The organism is Caproiciproducens sp. (assembly GCF_053840905.1).
Map to the genome: position 1 here is coordinate 304,659 of NZ_JBNLXQ010000001.1, position 16,408 is coordinate 321,066.

15 protein-coding genes and 1 other annotated feature are annotated in these 16,408 nt (G+C 52.7%); of the genes, 10 read left to right on the forward strand and 5 right to left on the reverse strand.

The features are described from left to right. Window positions 1–14: 14 nt before the first annotated feature. Window positions 15–1,274: a phosphoribosylamine--glycine ligase gene (gene purD / locus ACQGQ5_RS01555; RefSeq protein WP_455734840.1), complete on the forward strand. Its 1,260-nt coding sequence runs from the start codon at window positions 15–17 to the stop codon at window positions 1,272–1,274. Window positions 1,275–1,324: 50 nt separating this feature from the next. Here purD and ACQGQ5_RS01560 read toward each other — a convergent pair whose 3' ends face one another. From ACQGQ5_RS01560 to ACQGQ5_RS01580, 5 genes are all read right to left on the reverse strand, one after another. Then, a complete protein-coding gene (locus ACQGQ5_RS01560; RefSeq protein ID WP_455734841.1) occupies window positions 1,325–1,624 on the reverse strand; it encodes a hypothetical protein in 300 nt (99 codons plus the stop codon). Between the two features lie 56 nt (window positions 1,625–1,680). Beyond that, the gene (locus tag ACQGQ5_RS01565; protein WP_038324264.1) at window positions 1,681–1,926 is read right to left on the reverse strand and encodes an IreB family regulatory phosphoprotein; all 246 of its coding nucleotides are present in this window, start codon (window positions 1,924–1,926) and stop codon (window positions 1,681–1,683) included. Window positions 1,927–1,998: 72 nt separating this feature from the next. Continuing rightward, the gene (pheT, locus tag ACQGQ5_RS01570) at window positions 1,999–4,377 is read right to left on the reverse strand and encodes a phenylalanine--tRNA ligase subunit beta (RefSeq protein WP_455734842.1); all 2,379 of its coding nucleotides are present in this window, start codon (window positions 4,375–4,377) and stop codon (window positions 1,999–2,001) included. A 15-nt stretch (window positions 4,378–4,392) separates the two neighbouring features. Beyond that, window positions 4,393–5,412 (reverse strand): phenylalanine--tRNA ligase subunit alpha, encoded by a 1,020-nt coding sequence (gene pheS, locus ACQGQ5_RS01575; RefSeq protein ID WP_455734843.1) that lies wholly within the window; start codon window positions 5,410–5,412, stop codon window positions 4,393–4,395. A gap of 62 nt (window positions 5,413–5,474) precedes the next feature. Next, window positions 5,475–5,688 (reverse strand) — a binding site (T-box leader). 50 nt (window positions 5,689–5,738) lie between these two features. Next, window positions 5,739–6,728, reverse strand: coding sequence for a LacI family DNA-binding transcriptional regulator (locus tag ACQGQ5_RS01580; protein WP_455734844.1), 990 nt, complete (start codon window positions 6,726–6,728; stop codon window positions 5,739–5,741). A 324-nt stretch (window positions 6,729–7,052) separates the two neighbouring features. Between ACQGQ5_RS01580 and malQ the strand changes: the two genes are divergently transcribed. The 9 genes from malQ to sigE all read left to right on the forward strand — a co-directional run bounded on the left by malQ (window position 7,053) and on the right by sigE (window position 16,378). Next, entirely contained in the window at window positions 7,053–8,552 is a 1,500-nt protein-coding gene (gene malQ, locus ACQGQ5_RS01585; protein WP_455734845.1) for a 4-alpha-glucanotransferase, read from the forward strand. A gap of 27 nt (window positions 8,553–8,579) precedes the next feature. Beyond that, window positions 8,580–10,919 (forward strand): glycogen/starch/alpha-glucan phosphorylase, encoded by a 2,340-nt coding sequence (locus ACQGQ5_RS01590; RefSeq protein ID WP_455734846.1) that lies wholly within the window; start codon window positions 8,580–8,582, stop codon window positions 10,917–10,919. 107 nt (window positions 10,920–11,026) lie between these two features. Beyond that, window positions 11,027–11,539 (forward strand): DUF6106 family protein, encoded by a 513-nt coding sequence (locus tag ACQGQ5_RS01595; RefSeq protein ID WP_455734847.1) that lies wholly within the window; start codon window positions 11,027–11,029, stop codon window positions 11,537–11,539. Further along, window positions 11,526–11,906: a holo-ACP synthase gene (acpS, locus tag ACQGQ5_RS01600; RefSeq protein WP_455734848.1), complete on the forward strand. Its 381-nt coding sequence runs from the start codon at window positions 11,526–11,528 to the stop codon at window positions 11,904–11,906. Before ACQGQ5_RS01595 ends, acpS begins: the two co-directional genes overlap by 14 nt. Then, a complete protein-coding gene (locus ACQGQ5_RS01605; protein ID WP_455734849.1) occupies window positions 11,887–13,419 on the forward strand; it encodes an NAD(P)H-hydrate dehydratase in 1,533 nt (510 codons plus the stop codon). The genes acpS and ACQGQ5_RS01605 overlap by 20 nt, the downstream gene beginning before the upstream one ends. Before the next feature lie 104 nt (window positions 13,420–13,523). Continuing rightward, window positions 13,524–13,946, forward strand: coding sequence for a hypothetical protein (locus ACQGQ5_RS01610; protein ID WP_455734850.1), 423 nt, complete (start codon window positions 13,524–13,526; stop codon window positions 13,944–13,946). Window positions 13,947–14,109: 163 nt separating this feature from the next. Continuing rightward, entirely contained in the window at window positions 14,110–14,481 is a 372-nt protein-coding gene (locus ACQGQ5_RS01615; protein ID WP_038324246.1) for a type II toxin-antitoxin system PemK/MazF family toxin, read from the forward strand. A 286-nt stretch (window positions 14,482–14,767) separates the two neighbouring features. Further along, window positions 14,768–15,592, forward strand: coding sequence for a sigma-E processing peptidase SpoIIGA (locus ACQGQ5_RS01620; RefSeq protein ID WP_455734851.1), 825 nt, complete (start codon window positions 14,768–14,770; stop codon window positions 15,590–15,592). 69 nt (window positions 15,593–15,661) lie between these two features. Next, complete coding sequence (sigE, locus tag ACQGQ5_RS01625) at window positions 15,662–16,378, forward strand: RNA polymerase sporulation sigma factor SigE (protein ID WP_455734852.1); 717 nt, start codon at window positions 15,662–15,664, stop codon at window positions 16,376–16,378. Window positions 16,379–16,408 lie beyond the last annotated feature (30 nt).

Consider the following 16,408-nt stretch of genomic DNA (forward strand, 5'->3'; position numbering starts at 1 on the left):
AGGGGCGGATAAATATGAAGATACTGGTCATCGGCGGGGGAGGCCGCGAGCATACCATCGTGCGCAAAATCAAGGAAAGCCCAAAGGTGGAAAAGGTTTATTGCGCTCCCGGCAACGGCGGAATTTCACGGGACGCCGAGTGTGTGGATATCCCGGTAACGGATATCGACGGCGTGGTCCGGTTTGCGAAGGAAAACCGGATCGGTCTGGTTTTTGTCGCTCCCGACGACCCGCTTGCCGCCGGAATGGTGGACGCGCTGGAATCGGCGGGAATCCGTGCGTTCGGCCCGCGCGCCAACGCAGCCGTGATTGAAAGCAGCAAGGTGTTCTCCAAGGATTTAATGAAAAAATACCATATTCCCACTGCGGGATATGAGGTCTTTGACGACCCGCATGCCGCGATAGAATATATCCGGGCAAATAACCAATATCCCATCGTTATCAAAGCGGACGGCCTTGCGCTGGGAAAGGGCGTGATCATAGCCGCCGATGACCACGAGGCGCACGCCGCGGTGAAAACCATCATGGAAGATAAGGTGTTCGGCGCTTCCGGCAACCGGGTGGTGGTGGAGGAATTTATCACCGGGCCGGAAGTTTCGGTTCTGGCGTTCACGGACGGAAAATGTCTGAAACCAATGGTCTCCTCCAAAGACCACAAGCGAGCGCTGGACGGGGACAGGGGCCCCAATACCGGCGGAATGGGCACGATCAGCCCGAACCCGTATTACTCCGAAGAAATGGCGGAGCTGTGCATGAAAACCATCTTCCAGCCGACCGTAGAGGCGATGAACCGGGAAGGCAGGACGTTCAAGGGGTGCCTGTATTTCGGTCTGATGCTGACAAAGGACGGGCCGAAGGTGATCGAATACAATTCCCGTTTTGGCGATCCGGAAACACAGGTGGTCCTGCCCCGGCTGAAGACCGATTTCGTAGAGATTCTGGAGGCTGTCGTCGACGAAAGGCTGGACTCCCAGGCGATCGAATGGAGCCAGGAAGCCTGCGCCTGTGTCGTGATGGCTTCCGGCGGATATCCCGGAAGCTACGCCAAAGGGCTCGAAATTTCCGGCCTTGACGATTCCGGCCAGGTGGACGGCGCCACCGTCTACCACGCGGGAACGCTGTACCGGGACCGTCGGTTTTACACCAACGGCGGCCGCGTGCTGGGGGTCACCGCGCTGGGCGGTACTTTGGACGAGGCGCTTGAAAGAGCTTATGCCTGCGTTGGCAAAATCCGGTTTGAGGGCGCTCATTACCGCCGGGATATCGGCAAATAGGCATAAAAAAGACGATACGGAATTTTCCGTATCGTCTTTTATTCTGCGATCTATTCTGCAAGCGCCCTGGTCAGCCAGGCGTCCGCAATATCCATTGCAAGGTAAAGCCCGGTTTTTTCGCTGGATTTTACAATCTGTTTGCGTGAGCGGATGTTCTGATCCGTATACATCAGCTGTATGGTGACCCGGTCCGCAACGTCAAGATCCTGAACCTTTTTTTTGCTCTTTATTTCAAGCTTTACAACGTATTTATCCTGCATGCTTCCGTAATAAATCACATCACCGCAGCGCACCAACGGCTTGCCTTTATAGGTAGGAAACTGAGGTTTGCTCTCGTCTGCATCATTCATTCGTGTATCATCCTCCTTCTGTTCAATTCATAAGTGCTTCTGTAACAGTGCGTGATTTACTCACCCAAATAGGATTTCAACAATACCTGCAGCAGCTCGTCGCGGTCGATTCTGCGGATCAGGCTGCGGGCATTATTGTGTGTCGTGATATAAGTCGGATCCTCGGAAAGAATGTAGCCGACAATCTGGCTGATGGGATTGTATCCCTTTTCCTTCAAAGCATCATACACCAGGGTGAGTGTTTTTTTAATATCCTCTTCACGGTCGGTGCCGAGCGAAAAGGTCATCGTTTTATCAAGCATGGAAACACCTCCGATATTGACATCATACAACATACATACAATAATTTCAAGAACTAATTTGTGAACAGAAGCTTAGGAACGTAAAATAGCGCCGGCCTTTTCAAGCTCCTTCATGACTTTTTTCATCGTACCGGCAATGCGCTCATCCGTCAGCGTGCTGTCCGCAGAACGCAGGGTAATGCTGAACGCGACGCTCTTTTTGCTGGAATCGATTTGCTCTCCTTTATAAACGTCGAAGAGCCTGATTTTTTCCAGCAGATTTCCGGCGCCGCGGATAATGGCCTTTTCAAGCGTCAGCACGGGAGTGCCGTCGTCGCAGAGAAGAGCGAGGTCGCGGGTCACGGCGGGGAATTTCGGAAGGGGAGTATACGTCTTTTCGGACTTCGCGTACTCATACATTTTGTCTGCGTCCAGCGAAAAGCAGTAAACCCTGTCTCCGATGCCATAATTCTCGGCGACCTTCGGATGGATTTCCCCGATCACGCCCAGGCGTTCTCCTTCTATGCTCAGCACGGCGCAGCGCCCCGGGTGATAGCTGGGTTCTTCGGAAGAAGCTTCGATTTCCCAGCCGTATACGCAAAGTTTTTCCAAAATCTGCTCAGCCATTCCTTTCGCCGTAAAGTAATCGGCGTGATTGCCGTACATTCCGACGACCAGATTGGTTTTTTCAATCGGCAGCTTGTCCTCCGAAGTCGGGATATACTCGCTGGCAAGCTCGAACAGGCACGCGTCCGCGTTTCTGTTGTTGTAGTTGCGGGAAAGGACCTCCAGCATGGAGGGAAGGGCCGTGGTACGCATGATGCTGGTATCCTCGCCAAGCGGATTGGAAATGGTGATGGACTTGCGCAGCGGCGAGCTGGCCGGCATTAAGATTTTATCGTAGTATTTTGGGCTGATGAACGAATACGTCATGATCTCGCTGGCGCCCAGCGCGAGCATGGTGTCGTTGATGGTGCGCTCGAATTTTTGCCTTGCGGAGTATTTCCCCTGCGCGCCGCCGCCCAGCGCGGTGCCCGGAATTTTATCATAGCCGTAAAATCTTGCGATTTCTTCGGCAATGTCGGCTTTGTGCTGCAGATCGGGGCGGAAGGTGGGCGCCAGCATATCGTCACCGTCGAATTCGCATTCCAGCTTGCTCAGGATCGCCTTCATCCCGTCCGCGGTCAGCTGAATATCCAGGAAGCGGTTGATCCAGTCCGCGTTCAGATGGATTCTGGTGCGTTCGCCGGAGGAGTGGTCGTCAACGATCCTGTCGTCAAGCACGTCGCCGGCGTCCAGCAGCTCCACCAGTTCACAGGCGCGTTCCAGCGCGGGAAGGCAGTTGTTGGGGTCCAGGCCCTTTTCATACCGGGAGGACGCGTCGGTTCTCATGCCCTGATCCCTGGCGGTCGTGCGCACGGAAGCGCCGTTGAAGCATGCCGACTCAAACACGATCGTGGTGGTGTCGCCGACGATTCCGCTGTATTCGCCACCCATCACTCCGGCGATGGCAATCGGCTTGCGGGCGTCCGCGATCACCAGATTCTTCGCGGTCAGCTTATGGTCGACGCCGTCCAGCGTGGTGATGGTTTCCCCGTCCTGCGCGCGGCGCACGCGGATTTTGCCCTCGTCAATAAAACGCAGGTCAAAGGAGTGCATCGGCTGGCCGTATTCGAGCATGACATAGTTTGTGATATCGACGATATTGTTGATCGGGCGCACGCCCATGGCGCGCAGCCTTTCGCGCATCCAGCGCGGGGAGGGCTTCACGCGGACGTTCTTTACCACGCGGGCCGAGTAGATGGAGCATAAATCCGGAGCTTCCACCTTTACGTCGAGCATCCCCCTACAGGAGCCGTGCCCCGCCTTTACAGCCGGCGTGTGTACGCTGAAGGACTTATGGAAGGTCGCCGCCGCTTCCCGGGCAAGGCCGATCACGGAAAAGCAGTCCGGTCTGTTGGAGGTAATTTCAAATTCGACTTTGGTGTCGTCGAACCCAATCGCCCTGCACACGGGCTCACCGAGCGCGCAGTCCTCCTGTATCACGAAGATACCGTCTTCCACCGCGTAGGGAAAGTCGTGCTTTGTCAGCCCCAGCTCGCTGAGGGAACAGAGCATTCCGTTGCTTTCCACGCCGCGGAGCCTGCCCTTTTTGATTTTCTTGCCGCCGGGCAGAAGGGAATTGTCCATTGCGACCGGCACCAGGTCGCCGGCCTTTAAATTCTGCGCGCCGGTAACGATTTGAATCGGTTCCCCGGAACCGGTGTCGACCCGCGTAATCCATAAATGGTCGGAGTCCGGATGCTTTTCCAGAGAAAGCACCTTCCCGATGATCACGTTTTCAATTTCGCTGCCTTCGGTCTCCCAGCCCTCGACCTTGGAGCCGCTCATGGTCATCGCTTCCGTGAAATCGCGGATCGGCATATCGTCAAGCGTTACGAATTCTTTTAACCATCTCATTGAAAGATTCATTGTTCTGCATCCCCCTTAAAATTGCTTCAGGAATCTGACGTCGTTTTCATAAAACAGGCGCAGATCGTCAATGCTGTATTTCCTCATGACTACGCGTTCCAGCCCCATGCCCAGCGCAAAGCCGCTGTAGATTTCCGGGTCGATCCCGCAGTTGGAAAGCACCTTCGGGTGGACCATGCCGCAGCCGAGGATCTCGATCCAGCCCTCGCCTTTGCAGAGGCGGCAGCCTTCTCCGTGGCAGTTGAAGCACTGCACATCCACTTCGGCGGAGGGTTCGGTAAAGGGGAAGTGGTGCGGCCGGAAGCGTACTACGGAATCCTCGCCGTACATACGCTTTACAAAGGTTTCAAGGGTTCCCTTCAAATCCGCAAAGGTAATTCCCTTGTCAACCACCAGGCCCTCAATCTGATGGAACAGCGGGGAGTGCGTGGCGTCCACCGCGTCCGAACGGTAAACCCTGCCGGGGGAAATGATGCGGATCGGCGGCTTCTGCTTTTCCATGACCCTTACCTGCACCGGCGAGGTCTGCGTACGCAGCAGAATGTTGTCGTTGATATAGAAAGTATCCTGGGTATCCCTTGCGGGGTGATCCTTCGGAATGTTCAGCGCCTCAAAGTTGTAATAGTCGTATTCGACCTCCGGCCCCTCGACAATCTCAAAGCCCATACCGACGAAAATTTCCTTGATCGCGTCCAGCTCGATGCTCAGGGGATGTTTCGCGCCAAGCTCCCGGCGGACGCCCGGCAGCGTGACGTCGATTTTTTCTTTTTCCAGTCTTTTTTGGGTTTCTTCCTCTTTCAGTTCCGCGGCGCGCCGGACAAGATCGGCTTCAATAAAAGCGCGGACCTCATTGGCCAGCTGGCCGATTTTGGGGCGCTCTTCCGCGGAGAGTCCGCCCATCTGTTTTAAAATGGAGGTCAGTTCTCCTTTTTTCCCCAAATATTTAATACGCAGATTTTCGAGTATCTGCTGTCCTTTCGCCTCATCCAATTCGCGCATGGCTTTTTCGCGGATTGCTTCCAGCTCCTGCCTCATAGCGTTATCATCCTTTCCATTCTTTCAGACATGAATCAGCAATAAAAAACGCCTCCGCCCCGGCAAGGGACGAAGACGAAAGCTCCGTGGTACCACCCTAATTAATTACTCGTCAGCCTTTAACGGTGCCTGCCGTCGCAGCCTACTGAAAAGGTTCAGCCGCGCCACTCCAAAGGGAACTTCGCCTTTTAAGGCTTACAGGCATGCTTTCAGCCGCTGACATGCCCTCTCTGAATAAGCGGAAAAAAAGGTTACTTCCTTTATCCTTGTGTTAATACTACATAATATAACACCTAAACACGTCAATTGCAAGCGGGATCTTTCTTTTACGGGCAGGTTCCTGTGGAATTCCGTATAATCAGCTCCGGTTTCAGCAGAACTTTGCTGATGCTTACGCCGCTGATCAGCTCCTCCAGCATCATGAAGGCGCTTTTGCCGATCGCGACCCTGTCCTGCCGGACTGTGGTCAGGGTGGGGGTCAGGTGCTGTGCGATCGGAAGATCGTCGAAGCCGACCACGCTCATATCCAGGGGCACGCATTTTCCCAGACGGTTCAGTTCGGCGATCACGCCCGCCGCGATCAGGTCGCTTGCGCAGACAATGGCGGTCGCTCCGTTTTTCAGAAAGGAACCGACATAGTCTTTGGCGCATTCCGGAACATAGTAGCCGTTGGCAATTAAATTAGGATTGACTTTCAGTGAGTAATGCTCCATGCTTTGCATAAAGGCCTGATTGCGTTCCTTGGTCACCAGGCTGTTTTTGGAACCGTTCAGCAGGGCAATGTTTTTATGGCCGTATTCGTAAAGATGCCTGACCGCAAGGTCGATGCCGTTATACCCGTCGGTGCCGACGTACCCCACGTGCTTATTGGGGATGCAATTGTCCAGCAAAACCGTTGGAACCGACGTTTTGTACAGTTGGCTCATGTAGTCGTCATGCAGCGCGAATCCCAGCAAAAACGAACCGCTGTATCCGTGTTTCAGCATATAGGAATCATACTTTTCCTGAGTCTGCATGTTCAGGTTTGTGGGAATGACCGTTACGTCGCAATGATGTCTGGCGGCGCTTAGTTTAAATCCTACGACAATTTCATAGCCAAACTGGTCAATATTTTCATATTCCATGTTTTCGACCAGGATGCAGACCTTGCGTTTGCCGAGCTTTTGCACTTTTTTGGAAGCGTATCCCATTTCCACAGCGGTGTCCAGCACCAGCTGGCGCATCTCCTCGCTGATATCGTTTGCCCCATTCAAGCCTTTTGATACGGTGCTGACAGCAATTCCAAGTTTTTCTGCAATGTCTTTAATCGTAGCCATAGAAATCCCTCTTTTCCTGTTCAACCACAGTATATACTTTGCCCGCGCATTATTTCAAGAGTTATATTTTGAAATTGGAAAATATATGAAACAAATTTTTTATAAAATAAGATAAAGATTTGAGACTTTAAGATAATTTTACGAAAAATTACGAAAAATATTTTTGTTTATCGGTTTCTCTTATCATTTTAATTGAGCAAATGTCCCGAAATATTGTGCTTAAAAATAGAAAATACTTACAGAAGAGTTCTTTTTTTATCTTGACATTCCAAAAATCCTTTGATATCATATTGTCGTATTTTCGTGATTTTTCGTAGCGGGGTGATGAAGTTGCCGGTTAGAAATCAACTTGTCCGCGGTTCGGGTATTTTGCTCCCGATCAGCAGCCTGCCTTCCGATTACGGAATCGGAACGTTTGGCAGTCAGGCATTTCGGTTTATCGATTTTCTGAAGGATGCCGGACAGAAATACTGGCAGGTGCTTCCCATCGGCCCTACCAGCTATGGAGACAGCCCTTACCAGTCCTTTTCCGTTTTTGCGGGGAACCCGTATTTTATCGACCTGGACGTCCTGGCGGAGGAGGGGCTTTTGAAGCCCGGGGAAGCGGGCTCTTTTTTCTGGGGAGACGATGAGGACAGTGTGGATTATGCCGCGCTTTTTCAGTCCAGGTTTGCGGTGCTTCGCACGGCTTTCTCGAGAAGCAGGCACGCAGACACTGCGGAGTATGGGCAGTTCTGTGAAGAAAATGCATATTGGCTGGAAGATTATTGCCTGTACATGGCTTTGAAGTCTGAATTTGAAAACAGAGAATGGCTGCTCTGGCCCGAGGATATCCGCTTCCGCCGTCCGGCGGCGGTGCGGCGGTATTCGGAAAAGCTGAGGGCGGAAACGGATTTCTGGAAGTTCTGCCAGTTTGAATTTTACAGGCAGTGGAACCGGGTAAAAGCGTATGCAAATCAGCGCGGAATCCGGGTGATCGGGGACATTCCGATTTATGCCGCCCTTGACAGCGCGGATGTCTGGGCAAACAGCGGGCTGTTTCAGCTGGATGCCCGCCGCAGGCCGACGAAGGTCGCAGGGGTCCCGCCCGATCTTTTTTCAAAGGAAGGACAGCTCTGGGGAAACCCGCTCTATGACTGGGAGGCCATGGAACGCGGTCATTTTGACTGGTGGAAAAAACGGATGGAATTTTCCGCAAAGAGCTACGACGTGATCAGGATAGACCATTTTATCGGAATTGCACGGTACTATGCCGTTCCCGCGGGAGAAACGACGGCGGTCGGCGGCAGCTGGCAGCCCGGTCCGGGGCGCAAACTGACGGACGCGATAAACGATTCCGTCGGAAAAGCACGGGTGATTGCGGAGGATCTGGGCGTTGTTGTTCCCCAGGTGAAAAGGCTTCTGAAAATCAACGGATATCCCGGGATGAAAGTCCTGCAGTTCGCGTTTGACGGGGATCCGAAAAATCAGCATCTCCCAATGTACTATACAAGCAATACGGTGGTTTACGGAGGAACGCACGATAACGACACGCTGGTTGAATTTTTCAGCAGGATGCCGGCAAAAAATGTGAGGTATGCGGAGGAATACCTCCATGTCAGAAGAAGAAAGGACCTGCCGGGGGCGGTCCTTCGCGCCGCCTACGCCAGCGTGGCCGATACGGTGATTTTTCAGGCGCAGGATATCCTGCTGCTGCCTGGCCGGGCCAGGATGAATGTTCCCTCCACGGTAGGGTCCAACTGGCGGTGGAGGCTGAAAAAGGGTCAGCTTACCGACGAAATTTCAAAGGAACTCTGCAGTCTGGCGAGAATTTACGGCAGATAGGCCTCTGTACTTTAAGGAGTGGATTTTATGAATACATTTAAGAACGATGTGATAACCCTTTTGGAATTGGAAAACGGTAAAACGATCCGTCAGGCGGATGTTCTGGAGCTGTATCACGCGGTTTCGAAGGCGGCAATGAAGCAGGTGAAGTACAAATGGGAAGCGCCGGACGCCGGTAAGAAAGCCTGCTATTTTTCCGCCGAATTTTTAACGGGACGGCTCATTTACAGCAATTTACAGAATTTAGGGCTTCTGAACCAGCTTTCCGAGCTGTTTCATGAAAATAATATAGACGTGGCTGCTTTTGAAGAAATCGAAGACGCGGCGCTCGGAAACGGAGGACTTGGCAGGCTCGCCGCCTGCTTTCTGGATTCGGCCGCCACGCAGGGAATCTCCCTGAACGGCTACGGAATCCGGTACAGGTACGGCCTTTTCAGGCAGCATTTTGAAAACGGATTCCAGAAGGAAACCGTGGACGACTGGCAGCAGTTCGGCGACCCGTGGTCCCGGCGCGGGGAGGAGGACAAAGTAGAGGTCAGGTTTAAAAACCAGACGGTCTATGCGGTTCCCTACGACACGCCCGTCATCGGGTACGGGGCGGGCACAGTGAACACCCTGCGCCTTTGGCAGGCGGAGCCGTTAGTCCCGTTTGATTTTCAGCTGTTTAACGACCAGAAATTTGAACTTGCCGTCCGGGAGAGGGATGACGCGGAAGCGATTTCCAGCGTACTGTACCCGAACGACACGACGGACAAGGGGAAAAAGCTCAGGCTGAAGCAGCAGTATTTTTTCACAAGCGCGTCTTTGCAGGACCTGATCAGAACCTATAAGAAAAGATACGGAAACGATTTCACGCATTTTTCGGGGGAGTACGCGATCCAGCTGAATGATACGCATCCCGTGGTGTCCATCCCCGAATTTATCCGGCTTCTGGTCTCCGGGGAGGGGGTGTCCTTCGGCAAGGCGCTGAAAATCGCAAGACAGACGTTTGCCTATACCAATCATACCATTATGGCGGAAGCGCTGGAAAAATGGGATGCAAAGCTGTTCAGGAGCGTGCTCCCCAATGTGTACCGGTATGTGGTCATGATCCATAAAGCCCTGCTCAAAGAGCTGTCCGGCATGGGGATTACCGCGGAGGAAGCGCAAAAGCCGTATCTGATCATTGACGAAAATTCGGTGATCCATATGGCGCGGCTCGCGGTTTTTGCTACCCATTCCGTGAACGGTGTGGCGGAAATCCATACGGAAATACTGAAAAACTCCGTATTGAAAGAATGGTATCAGATTTACCCCAGGCGGTTCAACAATAAAACCAACGGAGTCACCCAGCGGCGTTGGGTGGTGCTTTCCAACATGGAGCTTTCCGGATTTCTCACCGACAGGATCGGCAGCGGCTGGGTTACGGATTTGGAAAAGCTCAGGAATCTGGAACAATATAAGGACGACGATAACGTTATCCGCCAGTTTGCGCAAATCAAACAGATAAAAAAGCAGCAGCTTTCCGACTATATTGAAAAGCATGACGGGATCAGGCTGAACCCCGAATTTATTTTCGACGTTCAGGTGAAACGGGTGCACGAATATAAACGTCAGCTCTTAAACGCTTTTTCCATTCTCGATCTGTATTTCGGCTTAAAGGACGGAAGAATCCGGCATTTCAACCCGACAGCCTTCCTGTTCGGCGGTAAGGCGGCTCCGGGGTATCTCAGGGCGAAGGGCATTATTAAATTCATCCATGAAATTGCCAATAAAATCAACAATGACCCGGACGTCAACCATTTGATGAAGGTTGTTTTCGTCTCCGATTACAACGTGTCCTATGCGGAGAAAATCATGCCGGCCGCCGATATTTCCGAACAGATCTCGACAGCGGGGACGGAGGCTTCCGGCACGGGCAACATGAAGCTGATGCTCAACGGCGCGGTAACGCTCGGAACGCTGGACGGAGCAAACGTGGAGATCGTCCGGCAGGCGGGGGAAGAAAACAATTATATTTTTGGAGCGCGCGTGGAGGAGCTTGAAAAAATCGCGGATTCCTACAATCCGAGGACGATTTACGAGCAGAACGAAAGGGTCCGGGCGGCGGTGGACACTCTTGTCAACGGCATGTTTGACGACGGGGGTACCGGAATGTTCCGGGAGCTGTATCATTCCCTGCTCGACGGGGCAAGCTGGCATAAGCCGGATCATTACTTTGTCCTGTATGATTTTCTCTCTTACTGCGACACAAGGCTGCGTGCGATTTCCGATTACAGCGACCGGCTGGCGTTTTCCCGCAAGGGCTTTCTGAACACAGCCGGCGCCGGAAAATTTTCGAGCGACAGGGCGGTCAGGGAATATGCCATACAGATCTGGGGAATGTGATAAGAAATCCGTCGGCAATTCCGCTGCCGGGGACGCAATCCCTTGTAATGCGGAAACCGATATGTTACAATATTCAATAAATCAGCATTCGGTTGGAGAGATTGAAAATGGATATTTTTGTTGAACAGATGATCAAGAAAAAAACCGGTAGAAGCGACTGGCTCGTATTTGCCGGGGTCCTCGCGGCAAGCTGCCTGATCCTTGCGCTTTTGGCGGTGTACATACCCATGCTTTTGCTGCCGGCTATGGTCGGTATTTTTGCTCTGGATTACTATCTGATTTCTTCGCGCAGCCTGGAATACGAATACAGTGTGACCAACAGCGATCTTACGATCGATAAAATCATCGGCCGCCGGAGCAGAAAAAAAGTGATTTCCGTTGACGTGCACGACATTGAAGCTCTGGGCAGGTACCGGAAGGAAGACCATCAAAAGCAGTCCTATTCGGCCAGATTCAACGCTTCGGAATATGAAAACGGCCGGGACGCCTGGTACCTTGCGGCGCGCCATCCCCAAAAGGGCAGGGTCCTGGTGCTGTTCAGCCCGAACGAAAAAATCCTGACCGCGATCAAACCATTTCTTTCAAGGCAGGTAGCAGTCGATGCTTTTGGCAGGAATTGATTTAGTTGAAATAAATAGAATCAGAAAATCCATGGAGAATCCGCGCTTTTTACTGAGGATACTCGGCCCCGCCGAGTACGCTCAGCTTGAATTGCGCGGATTTCCCGTTCAGAGCGTTGCCGCCAGCTTCAGCGCAAAAGAAGCCTTTTCCAAAGCGCTGGGGACGGGGATGCGCGGATTTTCGCTCGGCGAGGTGGAGCTGCTGAGAGAGGAAAACGGCAGGCCGTATTTTCAATTGCGCGGCAGCGCGCGGAAAATCGTACAGAAAAGAAACATTGTTCTCCAGGTCAGCGTGACCCATACGAAAGAATACGCTTCGGCGGTTGTGATCGGGGAGGAGCCTGAAAATGAAGGTCTTAAACTGTGAACAGAGCAGGGAGCTTGAAAAAAGCGCCGTCGGCTCCGGAATCAGTTATTTGGAGCTGATGGAAAACGCCGGTGCCGCGGCCGTCCGCTTCCTGCGGAAAAAGTTCAGCCTGTCCGGACGGAAAGTCGTGATTCTCTGCGGGAAAGGGAATAACGGTGGGGACGGCTATGTGATGGCGCGTAAGCTGTCTGAGCTCGGCGTGCCGGCTGCCGTGGTGATGACCGACGGCCTTCCCCGCACAGACCTTGCGAAGACCGTGTTTTCTCGTCTGAAGGATACGACGGTACAAATTCTGGACAGGGAGGAAGGCGGGAGGGCGGAAACCGTCATAGCCTCCGCCGACTTCATCGTCGACGCCATTTACGGGACCGGATTTCACGGCTGTGTTCCCGACGAAATGCTTCCTGTTTTTCACGCGGTGCGCAATTCCGCCGCGGTGGTCGTTTCCCTGGATATCCCCAGCGGCGCCGGCTGCGATTCCGGGGCGGTGGAGGGGGAATGCATCAGAGCGGACTATACGATTTCCTTTTCCACCCTGAAAAACGGGCATCTGATTCAGCCCGCGCAGGATTACTGCGGACAGGTGAGCGTGGCGCCGATCGGTATCGGCGCGGATCTTATCGCCGCCCAGAAGTCGACGTTTGAGGTAACGGAGCTTTCGGCGGCACAAGCTCTGCTGAGGCCGCGCGACCCGCTCAGCAATAAGGGGAATTACGGCAGGCTGCTGTGCCTCTGCGGCAGCGACGGGATGGCCGGAGCGGCGGTGATGAGCGCGAAGGCGGCTGTTCGCTGCGGGGCCGGTATTGTGGACGCGGCGCTTCCCCGCACCCTTTACCCGATCGTCGCTTCCCAGCTTGTGGAGCCGGTTTTCACTCTGCTCGACTATGCGCCGGACGGAACGATGCTTCCCGCCGGCAGGAGGGCGCTGAAGGATGCTCTGTCCAAAGCGAGCGCGTGCCTGATCGGCTGCGGGCTGGGGCGCGGGGAAGAGACGGCGCGGATCGTATGCGGTCTCGTTTCCGATTCACAGGTTCCCCTCATTATTGACGCGGATGGCATAAACATCCTTGCGGAGAATATAAATGTATTGGAAACAGCCCGCGTTCCCGTTGTGCTGACTCCCCATCCCGGGGAGATGGCCCGTCTGATGAAGACCACCGTAAAGGATGTGCAGGCCCACCGGTTGGAATATGCCCGGAACTTTGCGGAGAAGCACCACGTCATCCTCGTGCTCAAGGGCGCCGGCACATTGATTGCGGAGCCGAACGGAATGGTACACCTGAATCCAACGGGAAATCCCGGAATGGCAAAGGGCGGCAGCGGGGATGTTCTGGCGGGAATGGCGGCTTCCTTTATTGCGCAGGGGATCGACCCTGCTGCTGCGGCGGTCGGCGCGGTGTATCTTCACGGCGAGGCGGGGGACCGCTGTGCGAAAGCGTTTTCCCAGTGTGCCATGCTGCCGACGGACATGATCGGTATGCTTCCGGGGCTGTTTCTGGAGCTTGAGCGGTAAAACCGTATTTTTTGTGCGGAGAGTGGAAAGTTATGCGCCGGACAGCGATATGCCTGTTTTCTCTTTTTCTGGTTTTCTCTTTTTCTGCTTGTGCGGCGCAGGAAATGAAGGCCGAAGACATCGTTTTCTGTTTTCATTGCACGGCCGATATTGATTACAACGGCGAAAAAATACAATGCGCATTGAGCCGCGACGCGCCCGGAAGGGCGAACGTGCAGTTTCTTTCGGGGGATATGAACGGCCTGACCTACGATTGGAGCGGCGAAGGATTTTCTGTTTCCTACAGCGGAATTTCCGCCAAAAGCGACGAGTGCGTTTTGCCGGACACTTCTTTTGCCGTCGTTTTGCTGCAGGTTCTGGACTATGCGGAGAAAGGCGGTTCCCTTACCAGAACGCATGGGGATGAATTTTCCGGCGCCGTGGAGGGCATTGATTTCACAATGACCGCCGACAGAAGTACAGGGCAGATTCAAACCATTTCCATTCCTCAAAAAAAACTGAAAGCGCAGATGCGCGACGATACATAATAAGGGTGTGACAGCGATTGCACCCTTTTTTCTATTTAATTTTATGTCAACCCCCGCGTCTAAATAATATTATGTGTTAGGGACTGCATGCGAATAAATCGTCTGGAGAATGTCAACAATAATCGCAGACCCTATATCATAAATTATTCGGAGCGTGAAAAATGTGAACATTAGAAGAGGCGATATTTATTATGCCGACCTGAGCCCGGTGGTTGGTTCTGAGCAGGGCGGCGTCCGACCTGTGCTGATTGTTCAGAATGATGTTGGAAACCGGTTCAGTCCGACCGTGATTGCCGCGGCAATCACCAGCCAGCGGGCAAAGGCAAACCTTCCAACGCATATTATGCTCAATGCCCAGACCACCGGACTCGCAAAGGATTCCGTTGTCCTGCTTGAACAGGTTCGTACAATCGACAAACACAGATTGAAAGAGCGCATGGGGCGCCTTGATAATACGGCAATGACACAGGTCAATCAGGCTCTGTCTATCAGCTTTGGCCTTGATCTTGACGAAGAGGAACGCGAGGCTACATAGAGTTGCCTGAAATCGACCGAAATCGGTACATCTCCATTGACCGTAAAAACCATAAAAATAAAATAAAAAAGAGGAATGCCCTCCCCGCAAAGGAACAGAGGAAAACCCGGCAGGGAAAGCGGAAAGATCAAAATGCGAATCAAATAAAGCGCAACGCCGGCTCTTGTGAGGACCGGCGTTTTTTATGTTGTAAACATACAATTTTAATTCTGAATCGGATACAATTTGTGACACAATGTTTGACCCTGCGCCGGTATAATTATTTTTAGCGCAGGGAGGGATCTCTTTGAAGCAGACGATTTACATAGACGTACTGGTCGGTATCAACTTATTTATCAATTATTTCTTGCTGCTTGCCGTTTCAAAATTTCTTTCGCTGCCGGTGAAACGTTCCAGAATGGTTGCAGCCGCGGCCCTGGGCGCGGCCGCTTCTCTTTCTATTCTGCTACCCGAAATCAACCTCTTTTTATCCCTGGCTTTTAAGCTGGCCGTGTCGGGACTGATTGTTTTATTTGCGTATCCCTGTTACGGAATCAAACAGTTTCTGAGAGAGCTGGCCGCCTTTTATATCATGAGCTTTGCCTTTGCGGGATTTATGCTTGCGCTGTGGTATTTTATCGCTCCGCAGGGGCTCATCATCAAAAATTCGGTGGTTTATTTCAATGTTTCACCGCTCCTTCTGATTATTCTGACCGTTGTGTGCTATTTTATCATACGCCTGATTCACCGTATTACGGGCCGTCAGGCCCCGGAAAATCTTTTCTGCCGGATTCAGATCGATTTTAACGGAAAGTCGGTTTCCTGTGCCGCAAAGGTGGATACCGGCAACACGCTGACCGAGCCGTTTTCAAACGCGCCGGTCGCCGTTGTCTGTGAGGATTGTCTTGACGGAATCGCGCCGCGGCAGGAGAGCGGGAAAATCCGGCTGGTGCCGTTTCAGGCGGTTTCGGGGGAAGGGCTTCTTCCGGCGTTTAAACCGGATAAACTGACAGTCATGACAGGAAAAGAGAAGATTGAGGTACACGAGGTGTACATAGCGGTAACCAAATCGAAGCTTGGAGCGTTCAGCGCGCTCTTGAATCCGGATTTACTGCAAAAAACGTCAGCCTAAATTTGGCCGTAGGCAGGCGCGTTTCTCAGCCGCGGCGGCAGCGGCAAAAGGGAAAGAGTGAAAATGGGAATGAATAAGCTGATAAGGGAACTGGGAAATAAGCTGTCATTATTATGGCTGCGATTAGGTCTAAACGGGCATGTACACTATATTAACGGGCCCGAGACTCTTCCTCCGCCGCTGACAAAGAAGGAAGAGGAAAAGGTGATGGCGAACATTCTGAACAATGTTCCAAACGCGCGGGAACCGCTGATCACCCACAACCTCAGGCTTGTCGTGTACATCGCAAAAAAGTTTGAATCGAGCAGCGCCGGGGTGGAGGATCTGATCTCGATCGGAACGATCGGGCTGATTAAAGCGGTAAACACTTTTTGCCCCGAGCGCAACATCAAGCTGGCAACCTATGCGTCCCGCTGTATTGAAAACGAAATTCTGATGTACCTGCGCAAAAGCTCCCAGTTAAAAAACGAAGTTTCCATCGACGATCCGTTAAATGTGGACTGGGACGGAAACGAGCTTCTGCTTTCCGATATTCTGGGCAGCGACCAGGATACCGTCAACCGCAACATTGAACAGGAGGTGGAGCGGAATCTTTTGCTGACTGCCGTGTCGCATCTCGCTCCGCGGGAACGGGAAATCATGCAGCTCCGTTTTGGCCTGAACAACACGAAAGAGCATACGCAGAAGGAAGTAGCCGACACCCTTGGCATTTCACAGTCATACATATCGCGCCTGGAAAAACGGATTATTGAAAGGCTGAAAAAGGATTTGGAGCGCGTAAGCTGAAAAAGGCGGGCATCGTGCCCGCCTTTTCCG